Consider the following 17,077-nt stretch of genomic DNA (forward strand, 5'->3'; position numbering starts at 1 on the left):
GCCGCATCATAAAAACATAACTTGCTTATATTGTGGATTTGCTATATAAGTCAAGCCAGATTAAAGCGATTACCGAGTCCCCGCGCCTGTCGAAACGCCGCCATCGGGCCCGCGCATCACTGGGAGAGTTGTTTCATGCCCACGCCTTCAAACGCATTGCCCCGCATCCTCGTGCTGGGCGCCGGCCTTGGCGGTACAATTGCGGCCTATGAAATCCGCGACGCCACCAAAGGTCGCGCCCAAGTCATGGTGGTATCGGACAGCGAGGATTACTGGTTCGTACCGTCCAACCCATGGGTTGCGGTGCGCTGGCGCGAACCCGATGCGATCCGCGTGCCGCTCGCCCCGGTGATGGCCAAAAAAGGCATCGGCTTTACCAGCGTGGGCGCATCACGCGTCCACCCTGCGGAAAACCGGGTTGAACTGTGTGATGGCACATCGTTGGCCTATGATTTTCTGGTGATCGCCACCGGGCCGGAACTGGCCTTTGACGAAATCCCCGGATTTGGCCCGGATGCCCATACGGTTTCGGTGTGCCGCACCGATCATGCCGCGCATGCCGCCGACATGTTTGACGCTTTCTGCCAAAATCCGCGGCCCATTGTGGTTGGCGCGGCGCAGGGGGCGTCCTGTTTTGGTCCGGCCTATGAATTCGCGCTGATCCTTGACACCGAACTGCGCCGCCGCAAGATCCGTGACCGGGTGCCCATGACGTTTGTCACCAGCGAACCCTATATCGGCCACCTTGGCCTTGATGGCGTGGGCGACACCAAGGGTTTGCTGGAAAGCGAAATGCGCGAACGGCATATCCGATGGATCACCAATGCGCGCGTCACCCGCTTTGATGACGGCATGGCCCATGTTGAGGAACTGAACGAGGATGGCGGGGTCAAAAAGACCCATGATCTGCCCTTTGGTTTCTCGATGCTGCTGCCTGCCTTTCGCGGCATCAAGGCCGTGTTCGGCATCGAAGGGCTGACCAACCCGCGCGGTTTCATTCTGGCGGACAAACATCAGCGCAATCCGACCTTCAAGAACGTCTATTCGCTGGGCGTTTGCGTGGCGATCCCACCGATTGGCCCGACCCCGGTGCCGGTGGGCGTGCCCAAGACCGGCTTTATGATCGAGAGCATGGTCACGGCCGTTACACACAACATCGCCGCCGAACTGGACGGGCGCGAACCAGAGGATGTGCCGAGCTGGAACGCGGTCTGCCTTGCCGATTTCGGCGATGGAGGCGTCGCCTTTGTCGCCCAACCCCAGATTCCGCCGCGCAACGTCAATTGGTCCAGCCATGGCAAATGGGTCCACCTGGCCAAGGTCGGCTTTGAAAAATACTTCATCCGCAAGGTCCGCTCCGGCACCAGCGAGCCGCTTTATGAAAAGCTCGCGCTTCAGATGCTGGGTATCAACAAGCTGAAACAGACAACAAAGGAGAGCGATCGATGACACTTGATACCGCTGTGATGCGTTTTGCCGGCACCGTCGTTCTGGGCAGCGCGCTGGCCGCCCATTTTGTCCACCCCGCATGGATCTACCTCACCATGTTTGCCGGGGCCAACATGTTGCAGGCCAGCGTGACCGGATTTTGTCCGGCCGCCATCCTGTTTCGGGCCTTGGGCGTGAAACCGGGAATCACGTTCAAGTAAAGGCTGATTTCATGCGCCATTTGCCCTTCTTTTTCAGCGTACTGCCCTTACTGGCGGCACCCCCGGTGTGGGCGCAAAGCCCGCATCAGGGCCGTGATCTGAATGCCACCATTGCCGATGCGCTGGCCCATGCCCCCGCCCTTGCCGAGGCGCAGGCAGGTGAAGCCCAAGCACAGGCCAGGCTGGAAGGCGCAAAGGCGCAACAGAACCCCATGCTGAGCGTGGAAGGGCAGATCGGCGCGGGCCGGATCGACAATGGCGGATTCTTTGGCTTTACCGGGCGCAACGTGACACCCATGGCTCTGCGCGCGGGGGCCGAGATGCCGCTCTATGCCGGGGGCCGCGTGGCCGCCGCCATCGCATCGGCAAAGGGCGGACAAACCATGGCAACCCTTGCCATGGATGATGTGCGCAGCCGGGTCATCGTCGGCGCGGTCGCCGCTTATGCCGAAGTGTTGACCGCCCGCCGGATTGAAGCGCGCTATCAACAAATGGCAGCCGAATTGTCCGAGGTCGAGCGACAGGCAAAATTGCGCTTTCAATCGGGCGAAATTCCGGCCTCCGATCTGGCCTCTTCTACGGCAAGGCGGGCCGAGGGGGAGGCAGGGTTGGCCAATGCCCAAGGGCGGCGGATCATCGCAGAGGCCAATTATGCGCGCATCACCGGCCATGAAGCGGGCGCACTTTCCCCTTTGCCGGCAATGCCCGCCACGCCGCCCACGCTGGATGAAGCCATGGACAGCGCGCACCGCCACAACCCCGCCTTGGCGCAGGCGGAAAAGGGCATCGACGTCGCCCGCGCCGGTGTACGCATGGCCAAGGCCGACAGCCTGCCCACCATCGGGGCCTTTGCCGAGGCGACCCGTACCCGCGATCAGTTCTTCCCCGATTATCGCGCCGATGCGATGGCTGTGGGCATCAGGGGGCGCTGGACGATCTGGGCCGGTGGGCGAACCGCCGCCAAAATCCACGAGGCCGACGCCGTGCTGGACGCCACCGAGGCGCGCGCACGCAATGCCAGGGAACAGATTGACGCCGCCGTGATCAGCGCATGGACCGGGCTGAAAACCGCAGGTCGCATGGTCGAAGCCAGCGCCGCCCGTTCCGTCGCGGCCGCACAGGCGCTGCGCAGCGTCCAACTGGAGGCGAAAGTGGGCGCCAAACCCACGCTGGCCGTGCTGGATGCAGAGCGCGAAGCCAGCGCAGCCGACGCGGCCGCCATCGAGGCCGAAGGGCAACGCCTGATCGCCGCATGGCAATTGAACGCGCTGGTCGGGCAATTAACCCCTTGAAGGAGAGATTTTATGCACAAGGACTGGCCGCAGATGGCCAAGGAACTGTCGGGCGCCATCAAGGAAGTGCGCCTTGGCGCGCCCGATGTGATGAAGAATTTTTCCGCCATGGCCACCGCCGCCACCGCGAACGGGGCGCTCGACAGCAAGACCAAGGAACTCATCGCGCTGGGCATTGCCGTGGCCATCCGCTGCGATGGTTGCGTCGCCTTTCATGCCCAGGCGGCGGTGAAACATGGTGCCACGCGCGAAGAGGTGATGGATGCGATGGGCCTTGCCATTTACATGGGCGCCGGGCCCAGCCTGATGTATGCCGCGCAAGCCGTCGAAGCCTATGATCAGTTTGTGGCCGCCTGAATGTGGCGTCGGTCGCTTTTGACGACCTCGTCAGGAAAGCGATTTTGTAAGGAGGCAGGATGAACCCTCGCGGACTTCATCCCGCCTATGGGCAAGCGCCTTGGCCACGCGATCCACGACGGAGCCCCAATCACCCCATTTGTCCTGTCGAAACAATCGGTGGGCCGGATACCACGGCGTATCATCCCGGTCCAACAGCCAACGCCAATCCGGCAATAGGGGCAGCATGACCCATGCAGGGCACCCAAGCGCCCCGGCAAGGTGAACGGGCGAGCTGTCAATGGAAATGAGCAGATCGACTTCGCTTAATATCGCGGCAGTATCTTCAAAATCTCGGATGTCCTGGCTGAGGCTGACAACAGGCATATTGGCGGGCGGGTTCAGGGCCTGCCCTTCTGTCGGCCCCTTCTGGATCGAGAAAAGCGTGACGCCTTCCTGCGCCAGCGGTTGCAGCATACTCATTTGCATCGAGCGATTGGCGTCATTGGTGTGGGTTGGCCGCCCCGCCCACAGGAATGCGACCTTCAGGCCCGAATAACCTCTAAGCCGCTCACGCCAATGGATGCGCCGCTCCTCCAAGGCAAAGAGATAGGGCATCGGTGTGCCGGGCAGGTCCGACAGGCGCAATCCCATGACCATGGGCAGGCTCATCATTTCACAATGCACGTCAAATTGCGGGGGCAACTGGCCGCGCAGGGTTATGACATCATAACCGCCCATCCGCTGGGCCAGACTGGCGGTTTCGTGGTTGATTTCCAGAACAACGCGGGCCTGACTGCGTTGCTTGGCCCATGCCACCATGCGCATGAACTGGAACGTGTCACCATATCCCTGCTCGTCATGGATCAACAGCGTCTGGCCCGGAATGACCCGCCCGTCCCAGCGCGGGCGCTGCACCTTTCGCTCGATCCGGCTGGTATGGGCCAGATTGTAGCGATGGCTGTATTCGCGCCAGCCCCGGTCGAAATCGCCCAGCAAAAGCAGCGTTTCGGCCAGATCAAAACGAGTGGGCAAATGGCCCGGCAATTGATCGACCAGCATTTCCTGAATGGGCTTGGCCTCCGCCGCCCGGCCCTGTTGGCGCAAAGCCTGTGCCAGAAGCGCCCACAGGACGACAGGGCCAGTGCCGGTCGCCAGCAAAGGGCGCAAGATGGCCTCCACCTCGGCGCCGCGCCCTTCGACCAGCATGGGGCGGGTCTGCAACTCGATCGCTTTGAAATCCATCATGGCTTTAACCCGCCTTGGCCATCCGTGGTTTGCGCGATGCGCGAGGTTTGGCGGCCTCAGGTTGCGGCGCCTCCACGCCAAGCGCCGTCAAAAGCGGGCCAAGATGGGGGGCCAAGGGCCGCCAGCGCCCAACGCTGCTGGAAAACAGCGGGTCGCGGGCCTGATTCATGCTGGCCGTCCGAATGGTGCGTCTGGTTTTGTGGAACATCATACAGGCCGGGTCCCAATCCAGACCGATGAAATCCACCAGACGTTTGGCCTCCGCTTCAAGATTGGCCACAACATCTTCATAGGCCACTTCGATAAAACGATCAGCGGGCAGAATGTCGCGCCAATGCTCCATCAACTTTTCATATCCGCGATAGAACCGGCCCAATTCGCCCATATCATAGGTGAACATCTGTTCCCGCGTAAAAAGCTTGGTGTAGCAGGACAGGCAAGTGTCCACCGGATCGCGCCGAACATGGATAATCCGGGCGTCTGGCAGGATGCGATGGATGAAACCGGCGTGAAGAAAGTTGGACGGCATTTTGTCCACCACATGCCGATGATGCCCGGCGCCTGATCGGACCAGACGCAGATATTCATCGCCCAAAGCCATTTCCTGCTCTGCGCTCAAATTGGCGGCGGCAACCGGAAACGGCCCCGCATTATTGGCCAGCAGCGAGATATGCGACAGTTCTCCGCCCGCCTTGATGGCCGGATGCGATCCCAAAATCTGTTCGATCAGCGTGGTGCCGGATCGCGGCATGCCAATCACAAAGATCGGCAGATTTCCGCCCACCTGCGCCTTGACGGGCCGCCCCATCGCTTCGGCTGAAAACTTGGCGGCAATATCCTCCATCCAGCGCAAAGTTTGCCCGATGTCAAAGGCAAAGCTTGATCTTTTAAGACGGTTGCCTTCGTCCAGACACGCAAAGGCGCGTTCCGGATTGCCGGCATCCAGCCACGCTTTGCCCAAGGCGAAATTCAAAGCGGTGCGGTCACCCAAAGCCTGAACCTTGCCGGAAGCCATCAGGGATTCCATGGCCCCGATAGCGGGATCTTCGGGCGAAAAATGGTGCATGTCGGCATAGTTGAACCATGCCGGCACCGACCTTGGGAATTGCCCGATCAATTGTTCAAACGCCTGTTGGGCGCCGACCTTATCGCCCCGTTCCATCATCAAAACGCCGCGGTTGAGCATCGCTTTTTCCGTCGCGAAACCGACCAGCGAACCGGCCCGCTCAAACGCCGCCAAGGCTTCCTCGCCATGGTCCAACGCCTGCAGCACTTCACCAAGGATATTATGCGCCTCGCCATTTTCGGGCGCGATGGCCACCGCCCGCCGCGCCTCGGCCAATGCCTCGTCCAACCGGTCGAGATGGCGCAGAACCGTCGCGCGAACACCCAATGCGCCAACATTGAGCGGCGCAAAGGCCAGCATGGCGTCGATCCAGCGCAGAGCGTCAAAATAGCGATGGCGCGCCACCTCGGCCGCCGCCGCATTGATGTAGGCGTCGGCCATGGTCGGATTGGTTTCGATGGCCCGCCGCGCCATGGCAATCGCGTCATCAAAATCGCCAAGATCGGTCAGCAGATTGGCCAGATTGCTCATCGCTTCAACATAGGCCGGCGCCAGACGGAGCGCTTCTTCATATTGCGCCTTGGCCTCGTTCAAACGGCCCAGACGCTTCAACGTATTGCCCAGATTGTTGCGCGCTTCGGCATAGTCGGGTTGCAGAGCGACAACCCGCTCAAGGCTGACCAGACTTTCCTCCAGCTTGCCCGCTTCCTGTTGAATAATGCCCAGATTGTTCCATCCGGCGATCAAGGCATTGTCGGCCCCGACGGCGCGCCTTGCAGCCTCCTCACCCTCGACCAGCAAGCCACGCTGACGGCACATTTCGGCCAGATTGCTCAAATAGATCGGCGCCACGCGGGGCACCTGACAGGCGCGGCGCAAATGATCGATGGCAATATCCAGATTGCCATAGGCATGGGCCATCAACCCCATCAAATGCATCGCATCCGATTGCCCCGGCCAAACCGCCAGAACATGTTGGCAAAGCCGTTCGGCCTCGCTGACCTGACCGGCATTCCAATGCGCTTGCGCCTGGGCAAGAGCCTGTTCGATGGAGATGGTATTCTGGTTCATAGGCCCCGGATCTTTTGAGTCAAAGCGTTAATCTCTGTCCCAAATCGTGACACCATTGAGCAAATCATTACTTTAGACGGCGTTACGGGATTTCACCGAAACACGGGAATTACAGGGTGATAATGGAGGTGATGAAACGCTGTGCATCATCACCTCCCCAATCCCTTCGCCTAGAAATTCCACGACAGGTTCAGCGATCCGGTATGGCGCTGATAATTTCCGCGCAATTCACCGCTATACCCCGCGCGGATCCTGAAGCCTTGCGACGGCTGCAATGTCAGACCGGCATTGACCGCCACCCCGTCCTGACCCAATCGCTCGGTCGAGCTGGTATAGGCAACCCCACCCAGATTGGCCAAAGTCGCCATTCCGGCTTCTTTATATTCATGCACCCATGCCACCCGGACATCGGGCGTAACAAAACCGGCCTTTCCGGCCAATTTGACGCCGATTTCCTGTGTCACCGTATCCACCCGCATCCGCGCGATTTTCATGCCGGCCGCACCAGCGCCCGTTTCGCGATAGGCCGCCCCGATGACCCTTGCCCCGCGGATGGCATATTGCGGCGTAATCACAAGGTTCGAGGACACAGGCACATCATAGCCGAGGCTGAAGCGGGCCATATAATGCTCGCCTTCGTAATCGGCGAAAGCGGTCTTTGACAGGTAATCGATCCGACGTTGTTGATGGGTTATGTTATACGCCCCGCCAAATTGGGTGTCGAAAGACAGCCTGCTTTTCGCCCATGCCGGACGCCACGAACCGTAAGCGGTGAATTGATGGCTGTCGATCTTGCTCCTGCTGCCGGCAAAGATGTCGGTGCCATTGGCGGTGTTGCTGGTCCAGCTGACCGCCATGCCGATCGCCGCCTGTGTCCCGATGGCAATATCGCCGCCAGCCACAACACCGCTTGTAAACCAATTGAAACCTGCCGCCTTTCGGGTCGCATCGCGCTGTCCTGCGCCGCCGATAAATTCACCCCACAGCATAACCGGACGCTTGGTTGTCTTTTGCGACACCAGCGCCGACGACACCACCTGTTGATGCCGGGCGATGGCGTCGCTGACCGGCACTGCAACCATGGCCATCATTTGCGGCGTCAACTGGTTGGGCGACAATTGCGAGAGAGCCACACGCTGAAGATCGACGGAGAGTTCGGCCAGAGGCGCCATGACCTCGACATTGACCGCCGCGGCCTCTGGCGTCGTGGTCGACTTTTCCGAAGTGATCGTCGAAATCCGATCGATAAGTTTCGCCGTTGCAAAGGCCGGGCCACCCTGAATAAAGCCAATCGGGGCATAATTCGTGGTCAGGCCCGCCACGGAAAGCACCAGATCGGTTTCACCACCCGACGCCACGGTCTGGCCCGTCACCTTATAGCCGGTCGCAACAAAGCTGATATTGCCCAGCGACATGGCCCCGCCCGACGAAACAATCGTGTAATTGCCCGCCTGCAGCACGCCATCGGTGCTCTTGAGCCCTACAACACCTCCTGCCAGGTTGGTGGTTCCCGAAACGCTCAAACTGCCATGGCTGTTAAGCGAGGATACGCCAAAGACGAGTTGGCCCGATGACTGGCTGAAATTGCCGGTGATGTTGATATTGTCGTTGATGTACAGCGTCGCACCATTGTTCACGACCGCATGGCTGCCGACATTGATGTTGCTGTTCAACACCTGCGCCCCGCCCGAGAACAATACATCCGAGGACAGATTGGTGATCAACCCGACAGATCCGCTGCTGTTGCTGCTGACCGCCATCGCGCGCAGAAGACCGTAGGCGCTCTCGCTCGATGTGCTGTTGAACATCTGTGCAGATTGCGATCCATTGCCCGTAATCGTGCCCGGCGCATCTTGTGTGCCGCCGCTGATGACAAGATCGCGCGTGGACTGGTTGACGATATTGCCGCTGATCGTGCCGCTGTTCGCTATCGCGCCCAGCGTACCCGTATTGGCAATGTGCAATGCCGTCGGCCCGCCCAGACCATTGGAGAGCGAGCCGCCAATCGTCAGCGTGGCGAGCGAGCCGCCAATGTAGGCATTGCCCGCCGTTGCGACCAGATTGTTGCCATTGGTCGAACCGCCAAGGCCCAATCCCGAAACGCCGCTCGAAATATTGGACAGGTTAAAGCTTGATCCGGTGCCGCCCGTAATCAGGGTCACTTGGTCGCCGGCCATATAATTGCCGGTCGAGGCCATATTGGCGTTAATCGACCCGCCGGAAATCGACGCCGCGCCGCTGACCGAAAGGACATGGCCGCCCAGATCAAGCGTGCCGCTGCTCTGCGCGAAATTGCCCGTCACTGTGACATTGTTCGCCAATCCAATGATGGCGCCGGAATTGACCGCGGTATGCGATCCGACCTGAACCGCATCGCCAAGGTGGATCGAACCCGAAGCGAAGACGACATTGGCCCCCGAACTGGCGATTGTGCCGCCGGTAAAGGAACCAACCGCCCCCCCGGTGCCCCCGGCAATGGTCAGGACATTGGCCGACATGTTGACGACATTGCCGCTGATCGTGCCGCTGTTGCGCAATTGGCCCAATGTGCCGGTCGAACCGACATAGAGCGCCGTTGCGCCGCCCGCCGTGTTGCCCATCGCACCATTGACCGCCAACGTGCCATAGCTGCCGCCGATATAGGCGTTTGCGGCCTGCGCGATCAAATTGTTGCCGTTGACCGATCCGGTGGCGCTCAACCCGGCAATCCCGCTAGTGACACTGGCCCCGGTATAGCTGGAGCCTGCGCCGCCCGAGATCAGCGTGACCCCGTCGCCCACGAAATAGTTTTCCGTGCGCGCCAATCCCGCCGATATGGTCCCGCCATTGACCGTGGCCGCCCCCGTCAGCGTCAGAACATGGCCGTTGGCGTTGAGAGTTCCGCTGTTCTGAGCAAAATTGCCCGTCACGGACACATTATCACTCAATTGCAAAGCCGCGCCCGTGTTCACGACCGAATGGCCCGTGACATCAATCACATTACCAAGGCTGATCGATCCCGAATTGAAAACAAGGTTTGAATTGGAGTTCGTAATCGTGCCGCCGGTAAATGTTCCGACGGTGCCGCCTGCCCCGCCCGCAATCGTCAGATCGTTGCTGGAAAGGTTGATGACATTGCCGGAAATCAGGCCGCTGTTGGTCAAGGTGCCCAACGTGCCATTGGCGGCAACATAGACCGCCGTTGGCGCCGAAATGGTCCCGCTGTTGCTGACCGTATCGGTGGAGCCGCCAATATAGGTGCTGTTCAAATGCAGCAGCAGATCGGCATAGGAGCCGGCCTGGGCGATGGAGAGCGAGGCCGAAAAGCCCTCGCTGATGGCCGCAAGGCTGCTGGTCGTCAGACTGCCCCCGGCACGGGCAATCGTGTAATCCTGACCCGCGATCAGATTGGCGCCCGAAAGCGCCGATACCGCAACGGCCCCGCCCGTGAACTGCGCATTGCCGCTGACCAGCAGCAGACCCGCAACGCTGTTCGCGCCCACGCCAATGCCCAAAGTCCCGGCATTCTGGGCATAATTGCCCGACAGCGTGACCGTATCGGTCAACAGCACCGAGGCCCCATTATTGATGACCGTATGACCGCCAACGCCAATCTGATCCGTCAGGGCGATATTGCCCGATGCCAAAACGACATCCGCGCCGGTGCTGAGGATAGAGCCATTGGCAAAAGTGCCGGTCGCCCCATTCATCCCGCCCGCAATGGTCAGCGCGTTGGAGGACAGATTGACGATATTGCCGCTGATCGTCCCGCTGTTGCTCAATTGGCCCAGCGACCCGGTCGAGGCGATATAGAGCGCGGTTGCGCCGCCGCCCGTATTGGCCATAGCCCCTGTGACCGAGAGCGTGCCATAGCTGCCCCCGATATAGGCGTTGGCGGCCTGCGCCATCAAGCTGTTGCCGCTGACCGAGGCCGCGGCGTTCAATCCGGCCAGATTGCTGACAACCTGCGCATTAGCAAAATTGGACCCGACGCCGCCTGCGATCAAGCCTACCGTATCACCGGCGAAATAGTTGGATGCCGAGGCAAAGGATGCCTTGACCTGACCGCCCGATACGGTGACCGAACCGCCAACCGTCAGGATATGGCCATTGGTATCCAAAAGTCCGCCTGTCTGGCTGAAATTGCCGGTGACCGAAACGCCGCTGCCCAGCGTGACCGAAGCGCCGCTGTTGACCAGCGTTTGCGCGCCCATATTCACCTGATCCGACAGGGACATATTGCCCGACGCCAAAACGACATTCGCGCCGGTGCTGGTGATCGTCCCGCCGGTGAAGGTGCCGATGGCGCCGCCGGCGCCCCCGGCGATGGTCAGGGCGTTGGCGGACATATTGACGATATTGCCGGTGATCGTCCCGCTGTTGACCAATTGGCCCAACGAGCCCGTCGAGGCGATGTAGACCGCCGTCGCCCCGCCCGCCGTATTGGCCAGCGCCCCGGTGACCGAGAGCGAGGCCAGGCTGCCGCCGATATAGTCATTGCCCACGGCAAACAGCAGATTGCCGCCGCTGTTCAATGCCGATCCCGACAAGCCGCCCACCGCATTGGCCACCGATACGCCAACATAGCTGGACCCGACCCCGGCCGAAATCAGCGTGGATGTGTCGCCCACCATGTAATTGGCGGTCGAGGACAGCGCCCCCGACACCGTCCCGCCCGAAACACTGGCCGTGCCGCTGACATCCAGGGTCGAGGAGCCAAGGGCGAGCAGCCCCGCGCTCTGGCTGTAATTGCCGGTGACCGAAACGCTGCTGCCCAACGTGACCGAAGCGCCGCTGTTGACCAGCGTCTGCGTCCCCACATTCACCTGATCCGACAGCGCGATATTGCCCGATGCCAGAACGACGTTGGCGCCGGTGCTGGTGATGGTGCCGCCGGTCAACGTGCCCGTGACGCCGCCGGTCCCGCCCGCAATCGTCAGGATGTTTGATGACAGGTTCGCGATATTGCCGTTGATCGTGCCGCTGTTCGCCAAAAGCCCCAAAGACCCGGTCGAAGCAATGTAGAGGGCCGTGGCCCCGCCCGTCGAATTGGTCAAAGCCCCGGTGACGGAAAGTGTGCCATAGCTGCCGCCGATATAATCATTGCCGACGGTAAACAGCAGGTCATTGGCGCTGCTGGTCGCAGATCCGTTCAGGCCCGTGACGGTATTGGACAGGACCATTCCGGCAAAGCCGGAACCGACGCCCCCGGAAATCAGGGTTGTGGTTTGACCCGACAAATAGTTCGATGTCGAGGAAAGCGCCGCCGCCACAACGCCGCCCGAAACATCGGCCGCGCCGTTCACCGTCAGCACATAGCCCTTCAAATCCAGCGTGCCGCTGCTCTGGCGGAAATTGCCGTTCACGACGACATTATTCGCCAGGCTGATGGTCGCGCCGGAATTGGTCGCCGTATGCGAGCCGACCTGAATATTGTCGCCCAGATGGATCGCGCCCGAAACAAAGGCAACGTCCGCGCCGGTGCTGGTGATGGTCCCGCCGGTGAAGGTGCCGATGGCGCCGCCGGTGCCCCCGGCGATGGTCAGGGCGTTGGCGGACATATTGACGATATTGCCGGTGATCGTCCCGCTGTTGACCAATTGGCCCAACGAGCCCGTCGAGGCGACGTAGACCGCCGTCGCCCCACCCGCCGTATTGGCCAGCGCCCCGGTGACCGAGAGCGAGGCCAGGCTGCCGCCGATATAGTCATTGCCCACGGCAAACAGCAGATTGCCGCCGCTGTTCAATGCCGATCCCGACAAGCCGCCCACTGCATTGGCCACCGATACGCCAACATAGCTGGACCCGACCCCGGCCGAAATCAGCGTGGATGTGTCGCCCACCATGTAATTGGCGGTCGAGGACAGCGCCCCCGACACCGTCCCGCCCGAAACATTGGCCGTGCCGCTGACATGCAGGGTCGAGGAGCCAACAGCGAGCAGCCCCGCGCTCTGGCTGTAATTGCCGGTGACCGAAACGCTGCTGCCCAGCGTGACCGAAGCGCCGCTGTTGACCAGCGTCTGCGTCCCCACATTCACCTGATCCGACAGCGCGATATTGCCCGATGCCAGAACGACATTGGCGCCGGTGCTGGTGATGGTGCCGCCGGTCAACGTGCCCGTGACGCCGCCGGTCCCGCCCGCAATCGTCAGGATGTTTGATGACAGGTTCGCGATATTGCCATTGATCGTGCCGCTGTTCGCCAAAAGGCCCAAAGACCCGGTCGAGGCAATGTAAAGCCCGGTCGCGCCCGTGATCAGGCCGCTGTTGCGAAGCGTGCCGATGCTGCCGCTGTTATACACGCCATAGGACAGGCCGCTAATCGTGCCGCTGCTGTCGACCAACGTGATGGACCCGTCATTGTTCAGCCCCGCCGCCGTCACAGCCGGGGAATCCTCCAGCGTCCCGGTGTTGAGCAAAGTCCCGATCGAACCCTGATTCCAGATGCCGACCAGCCCCGACGCCAGACCGCTATTTTCAATCTGGTCGATGGTGCCCCGGTTGCGCAGACCATAGTCCGACCCCGCCAAGGTACCGCTGTTGGTCAGCGAACCCAGCATGCCCGTCGTGGCAATATAGGCCGCCGTCGCCACGTTGCCCACGGTTCCGCTATTGGCAAGGCTGGCCAACGATCCGCCGACATAGTGGTTAATGACCGAGAGCGACAGATTCACATTGCTGCCCACTGTGGCCGTGCTGGATGTGATCGACAGGCCGGTCACGCCCGAAGACACGTTCACGCCGGAGTAGCTGGACCCCAGCCCGCCCTGCACCAGCGCAATGCTGCTGCCCCCGGCGCTGTAATTGCCGGTCGAGGTCAATTGGCCGGTCGTTATGACCCCGCCCGACAGGTTGGCAACCCCCGTAACCGTCAAAACATTTTGGCCCAGCGCCAAAGAGCCCGCATTCTGGCTGTAATTGCCGGTTATCGTGACTGGATTGGCCAAAGCAAGGCTGGCGCCGCTGTTGGTCACGGTGCTGCTTGACACATCAATATGGTCGTTGAGCAACAAATTGCCCGCGGTAAATGCAATGCCGCTCGCGCTTTGGATGGTGCCGATGCTGTTGTTATAACCGGTCAGCAGGCCCTGCGCCGAATTGTCGCCCACAATGGTCAGCGCCGCGCCGCCGGAATTGAGAATATTGCCCGCAATTGTCCCGCTGTTGAAGATCGAGCCGAGGGTGCCGCTGTTGTTGATGGCATAAAGTTGCCCGGTCAAAAGACCTGAATTCTGGACAAGACCAACGTAGCCCAGATTTTGCAGCCCGGCCCCGGTTGCCGACAAAGTACCGCTGTTGTTCAGCGTGCCCAAAGAGCCTGCGGCCGCGACATAGACCGGATTGATGGCCCCGCCCAGCGTTCCCGTATTGGTCAAAGACGCCAGAGAAGCGCCGACATAATTATTGGCGCCCTGCACCGACAAGGTGTTGCCAGAAACAAGGCCGCTCAATTCCAATCCGGTGACATCAGAGGTGATGCTGACGCCCGAATAATTGGAACCCGTCCCCCCCGCCACCAGAGGCGTATTCAAATCCTGACCATAAAGCGCATTGGCCGTGCCGGAAAATCCGTTGACCACAATGGCCCCGCCGGTCAGCGCCGCCGTCCCGCTGACGCTCAGCTTTCCGCCGCCGATGGAGGTGAGCAGCGTGCCGCTCGACTGGCTGAAATTGCCCGTAATGCTCAGGTCTGTGGCCAGTTGCAGCGTGGCGCTGTTATTGACCGTTCGCGTGCCGACATTGATCACGTCCTGAAGGCGCAGATTGCCCGACAGATTGATATTCGAGGCCGTATTGGTGATCGTGCCATTGGACGTGCCATCGGCCCCGACGAAGGTGCCAACCGCCGTCCCGCTGCCGCCCACAAGGTTGAGATCATTCGCGCTCAGATTGGCGATATTGCCCTGGATGATGCCGCTGTTCGACACAGCGCCCAATGATCCGCCCGATGCGACATAGATCGCGGTCGGCGCCGATATTGTCCCGCTGTTGGTGATCGTGCCGTAAGTCCCGGCGATATAATAGTTCTGGATCATCGCCAGCAGGCTGTTGCCGCTGACCGTGCCCAGAACGCTGATGCCGGTGGCCCCGGTGACCGTCCCGGCCAAGGTGCCATAGCTTAGCGCCACGCCGCCATCGGCGGTGACCAATGTGGCCAATTCGCCGATTGTGTGATTGGTGGTCGTGGAAAAATTGCTGACCACGGTCCCGGCGATATTGGCCGCCCCAGTGATGGAAAGCAGGCTGGAGCCAAGGGACAAGGTCGCGGTGGACGAGGTTTGCGCAAAATCGCCCGTCACGCTGACGGTGCCCAGCGTGCCAAAGCTGAGATTCGCGCCGGCATTGACGACGGTATGGGTGCCCGCGTTAAACACGTCATTGACGCGGATATTACCGCTGGCAAAAACAATGTTGCTCAACGTATTGGTGATGGTGCCGATCGAATTGGAATAGCCGGTCAGAGAGCCGACCGTGGTGAGCGTGCCGCCCTTGATGTAAAGATCGTTCGCGCTCAGATTGACGATGTTGCCGCGGATCGTGCCGGTGTTGGTCAGAGTGCCCAAGGTACCGGTGCTGGCAATATACAAGGCCGTTGGCGCAACCGTGGACACGCCGTTGAGTGTGGTTGAAACCGTCAACTGCGCCATCGCGCCGCCGATATAATCGATCAACGGGTTGAAATAGACCAGCGTGGTGCCGGACGCACCAATATTGGAAAAACGCGCCCCCGTAGGCGCCTGCGCGGACAGGAAAGATGCGCCAAGATTAACAATTCGGGGCGCATAGATAACAGGCGCGGCGGTTCCGACGATGTAATTTCCGGTGCTGGCAAAGGATGGCGCAACGGTGCCCCCGGCAAGGGTGATGTTATTTGTTACCGTCAGATAGCTGGCCGTCAGCGTCGAGGCGGCCAGCGTTTGTCGATAAGCCCCGGTAATGGTCTGATTGGTGATGGTCAGGCTGCTGCCCACATTCATCAGGGTGCCTGTGCCAACGTTGATGTCATCTCGGATCCGCAGCGCACCGCCTGAGATCTGAAGCCCCACCGCCGCAGAAATGCTGCCCGATGCGGTGCCGGCGCCTGTGAATGTGCCAACAGTCCCCGCCGTGCCGCCAACCAGCGTCACCGCGCCCGCAAACGAGAGATCGCCGGATATGACGCCAGAGTTGATGATCGTCCCCAGCGCGCCGGAGCTTGTGATCCCGCCCGAAAGCGAGCCGCTGTTGTTGAGCGTCAGGATCGTGCCCGCGTTGACGATGCCGTCCAGAATCAGGCCGGAGTTGGCAATCGTGCCCAGATATCCGGCCCGCGTCACCGACGCATTCCCCGTCGTGGCCGAGATATTGATGCCGCCAACCGTGGCCGATCCGCCCTGGATCAACCCCGTCGATGCGTTCACCAGATTGAGGATGGATCCGCCCGGCCCGATGGAGACGCCCGCCCCCGTGCCCAATCCCGTGATCGTCCCGCTGTTGGTCAAAGCGCCGATCGTGCCGTCCACCCCGACATGGCTGTGGTTGGTCGATGTCGGGCCATAGCTGCCGTAATTGCGGACCTTGATGGCCGATCCGCTTTGGTTGACGATGATGCCGCTGTTGGTGGCGGATGTGACCACGCCATAGACGTTCAAGGCGCCGATGCTGGCGCTGTTGCCGTCCAATGTGCCGGAATTGTCGATAGAACCGATTGTGCTGATGACATTGACGACATCGACGTTGATCGCGCCGCCCGATGTACTCTGGATCAATCCGCTGTTGGTCAGCGTGCCGATATTGCCGCCGACCAGATTGACGCCGTGAAGGCCGTTGGAAAGAATCGTCCCGCTGTTGCCCAGTGTTCCGACCAGCACGCCATTGGCCATGCGGATCGCGCCGCCCGCGCCGTCCGAAAGGATCGAACCGGTGCCGCTGTTCAAAATGGATGTGACCGAAGTATAGGCCCCAACGCCATAGGTGATCGTGCCCGATGTCGTCGTCGTCGTGGGCGTGCCCGTAATCAACAGGCCCGAATAACCACCGGCCGTCCCCGTCCCGCCAATCAGATTGTTGTTGGTCAATTGGGTGAGCGTCTTGCCGCCCTGAATGCTGAAACCGGCGTTATTGGAAACGGTTCCCGTCGATGATGCCACCAAGGTGCCATTGTTGATGACCGTGCCAAGCGTGCCGGTCCAGACAAAGGTTGTGCAATTCGCCGCAGACCCAACCGTGGAATTGGTCGAAAAACTGCCGCAATTTGCCGCCAGAACCTGACTGGGCAGGAATAGGCCCAGAGCGAGCGCTGCCGCCGAAATTTCGTTGAACTGCTTTTGATTGCGGCCAAAACGCCCAACGCCCGACGTAGTCATCCATTCCCCCCGATGCAAAGCCGGGACCGCAAAGCGATCTGAGCCTTTTCAAATGCAACGGCACTTCATTGGGGGATGGGCATTAATATT

At 60.7% G+C, this 17,077-nt stretch carries 7 protein-coding genes; 4 read left to right on the top strand and 3 right to left on the bottom strand.

The features are described from left to right. The first annotated feature begins 135 nt into the window (after positions 1-135). From ACZ9HU_RS02360 to ACZ9HU_RS02375, 4 genes are read left to right on the top strand one after another with little or no spacing between them, the layout of a single operon-like run. Positions 136-1,449 (top strand): NAD(P)/FAD-dependent oxidoreductase, encoded by a 1,314-nt coding sequence (locus ACZ9HU_RS02360; protein ID WP_476101902.1) that lies wholly within the window; start codon positions 136-138, stop codon positions 1,447-1,449. Then, the gene (locus tag ACZ9HU_RS02365) at positions 1,446-1,649 is read left to right on the top strand and encodes a YgaP family membrane protein (RefSeq protein ID WP_476101904.1); all 204 of its coding nucleotides are present in this window, start codon (positions 1,446-1,448) and stop codon (positions 1,647-1,649) included. Before ACZ9HU_RS02360 ends, ACZ9HU_RS02365 begins: the two co-directional genes overlap by 4 nt. Positions 1,650-1,660: 11 nt before the next feature. Continuing rightward, complete coding sequence (locus tag ACZ9HU_RS02370; protein WP_476101906.1) at positions 1,661-2,941, top strand: TolC family protein; 1,281 nt, start codon at positions 1,661-1,663, stop codon at positions 2,939-2,941. 12 nt (positions 2,942-2,953) lie between these two features. After that, positions 2,954-3,298 carry a carboxymuconolactone decarboxylase family protein gene (locus ACZ9HU_RS02375; RefSeq protein ID WP_476101908.1) on the top strand — a complete coding sequence of 115 codons (345 nt, stop codon included), beginning with the start codon at positions 2,954-2,956 and terminating at the stop codon, positions 3,296-3,298. Positions 3,299-3,328: 30 nt separating this feature from the next. On the opposite strand, the gene ACZ9HU_RS02380 is transcribed toward ACZ9HU_RS02375, so the two are convergent. From ACZ9HU_RS02380 to ACZ9HU_RS02390, 3 genes are all read right to left on the bottom strand, one after another. Beyond that, positions 3,329-4,525 carry a glycosyl transferase family 8 gene (locus ACZ9HU_RS02380; protein ID WP_476101910.1) on the bottom strand — a complete coding sequence of 399 codons (1,197 nt, stop codon included), beginning with the start codon at positions 4,523-4,525 and terminating at the stop codon, positions 3,329-3,331. A 4-nt stretch (positions 4,526-4,529) separates the two neighbouring features. Continuing rightward, positions 4,530-6,662 (bottom strand): tetratricopeptide repeat-containing sulfotransferase family protein, encoded by a 2,133-nt coding sequence (locus ACZ9HU_RS02385; RefSeq protein WP_476101913.1) that lies wholly within the window; start codon positions 6,660-6,662, stop codon positions 4,530-4,532. Positions 6,663-6,832: 170 nt separating this feature from the next. Then, positions 6,833-16,987, bottom strand: a complete 10,155-nt coding sequence (locus tag ACZ9HU_RS02390; protein WP_476101915.1) for a hypothetical protein — start codon at positions 16,985-16,987, stop codon at positions 6,833-6,835. Between the last annotated feature and the right edge of the window lie 90 nt (positions 16,988-17,077).

Source organism: Novosphingobium sp. Sphag1I (genome assembly GCF_056279125.1).

Coding starts and splice junctions, on each gene's coding strand:
- ACZ9HU_RS02360 (WP_476101902.1), top strand. CDS start 136: ATGCCCACGCCTTCAAACGCATTGCCCCGCATCCTCGTGCTGGGCGCC.
- ACZ9HU_RS02365 (WP_476101904.1), top strand. CDS start 1,446: ATGACACTTGATACCGCTGTGATGCGTTTTGCCGGCACCGTCGTTCTG.
- ACZ9HU_RS02370 (WP_476101906.1), top strand. CDS start 1,661: ATGCGCCATTTGCCCTTCTTTTTCAGCGTACTGCCCTTACTGGCGGCA.
- ACZ9HU_RS02375 (WP_476101908.1), top strand. CDS start 2,954: ATGCACAAGGACTGGCCGCAGATGGCCAAGGAACTGTCGGGCGCCATC.
- ACZ9HU_RS02380 (WP_476101910.1), bottom strand. CDS start 4,525: ATGATGGATTTCAAAGCGATCGAGTTGCAGACCCGCCCCATGCTGGTC.
- ACZ9HU_RS02385 (WP_476101913.1), bottom strand. CDS start 6,662: ATGAACCAGAATACCATCTCCATCGAACAGGCTCTTGCCCAGGCGCAA.
- ACZ9HU_RS02390 (WP_476101915.1), bottom strand. CDS start 16,987: ATGACTACGTCGGGCGTTGGGCGTTTTGGCCGCAATCAAAAGCAGTTC.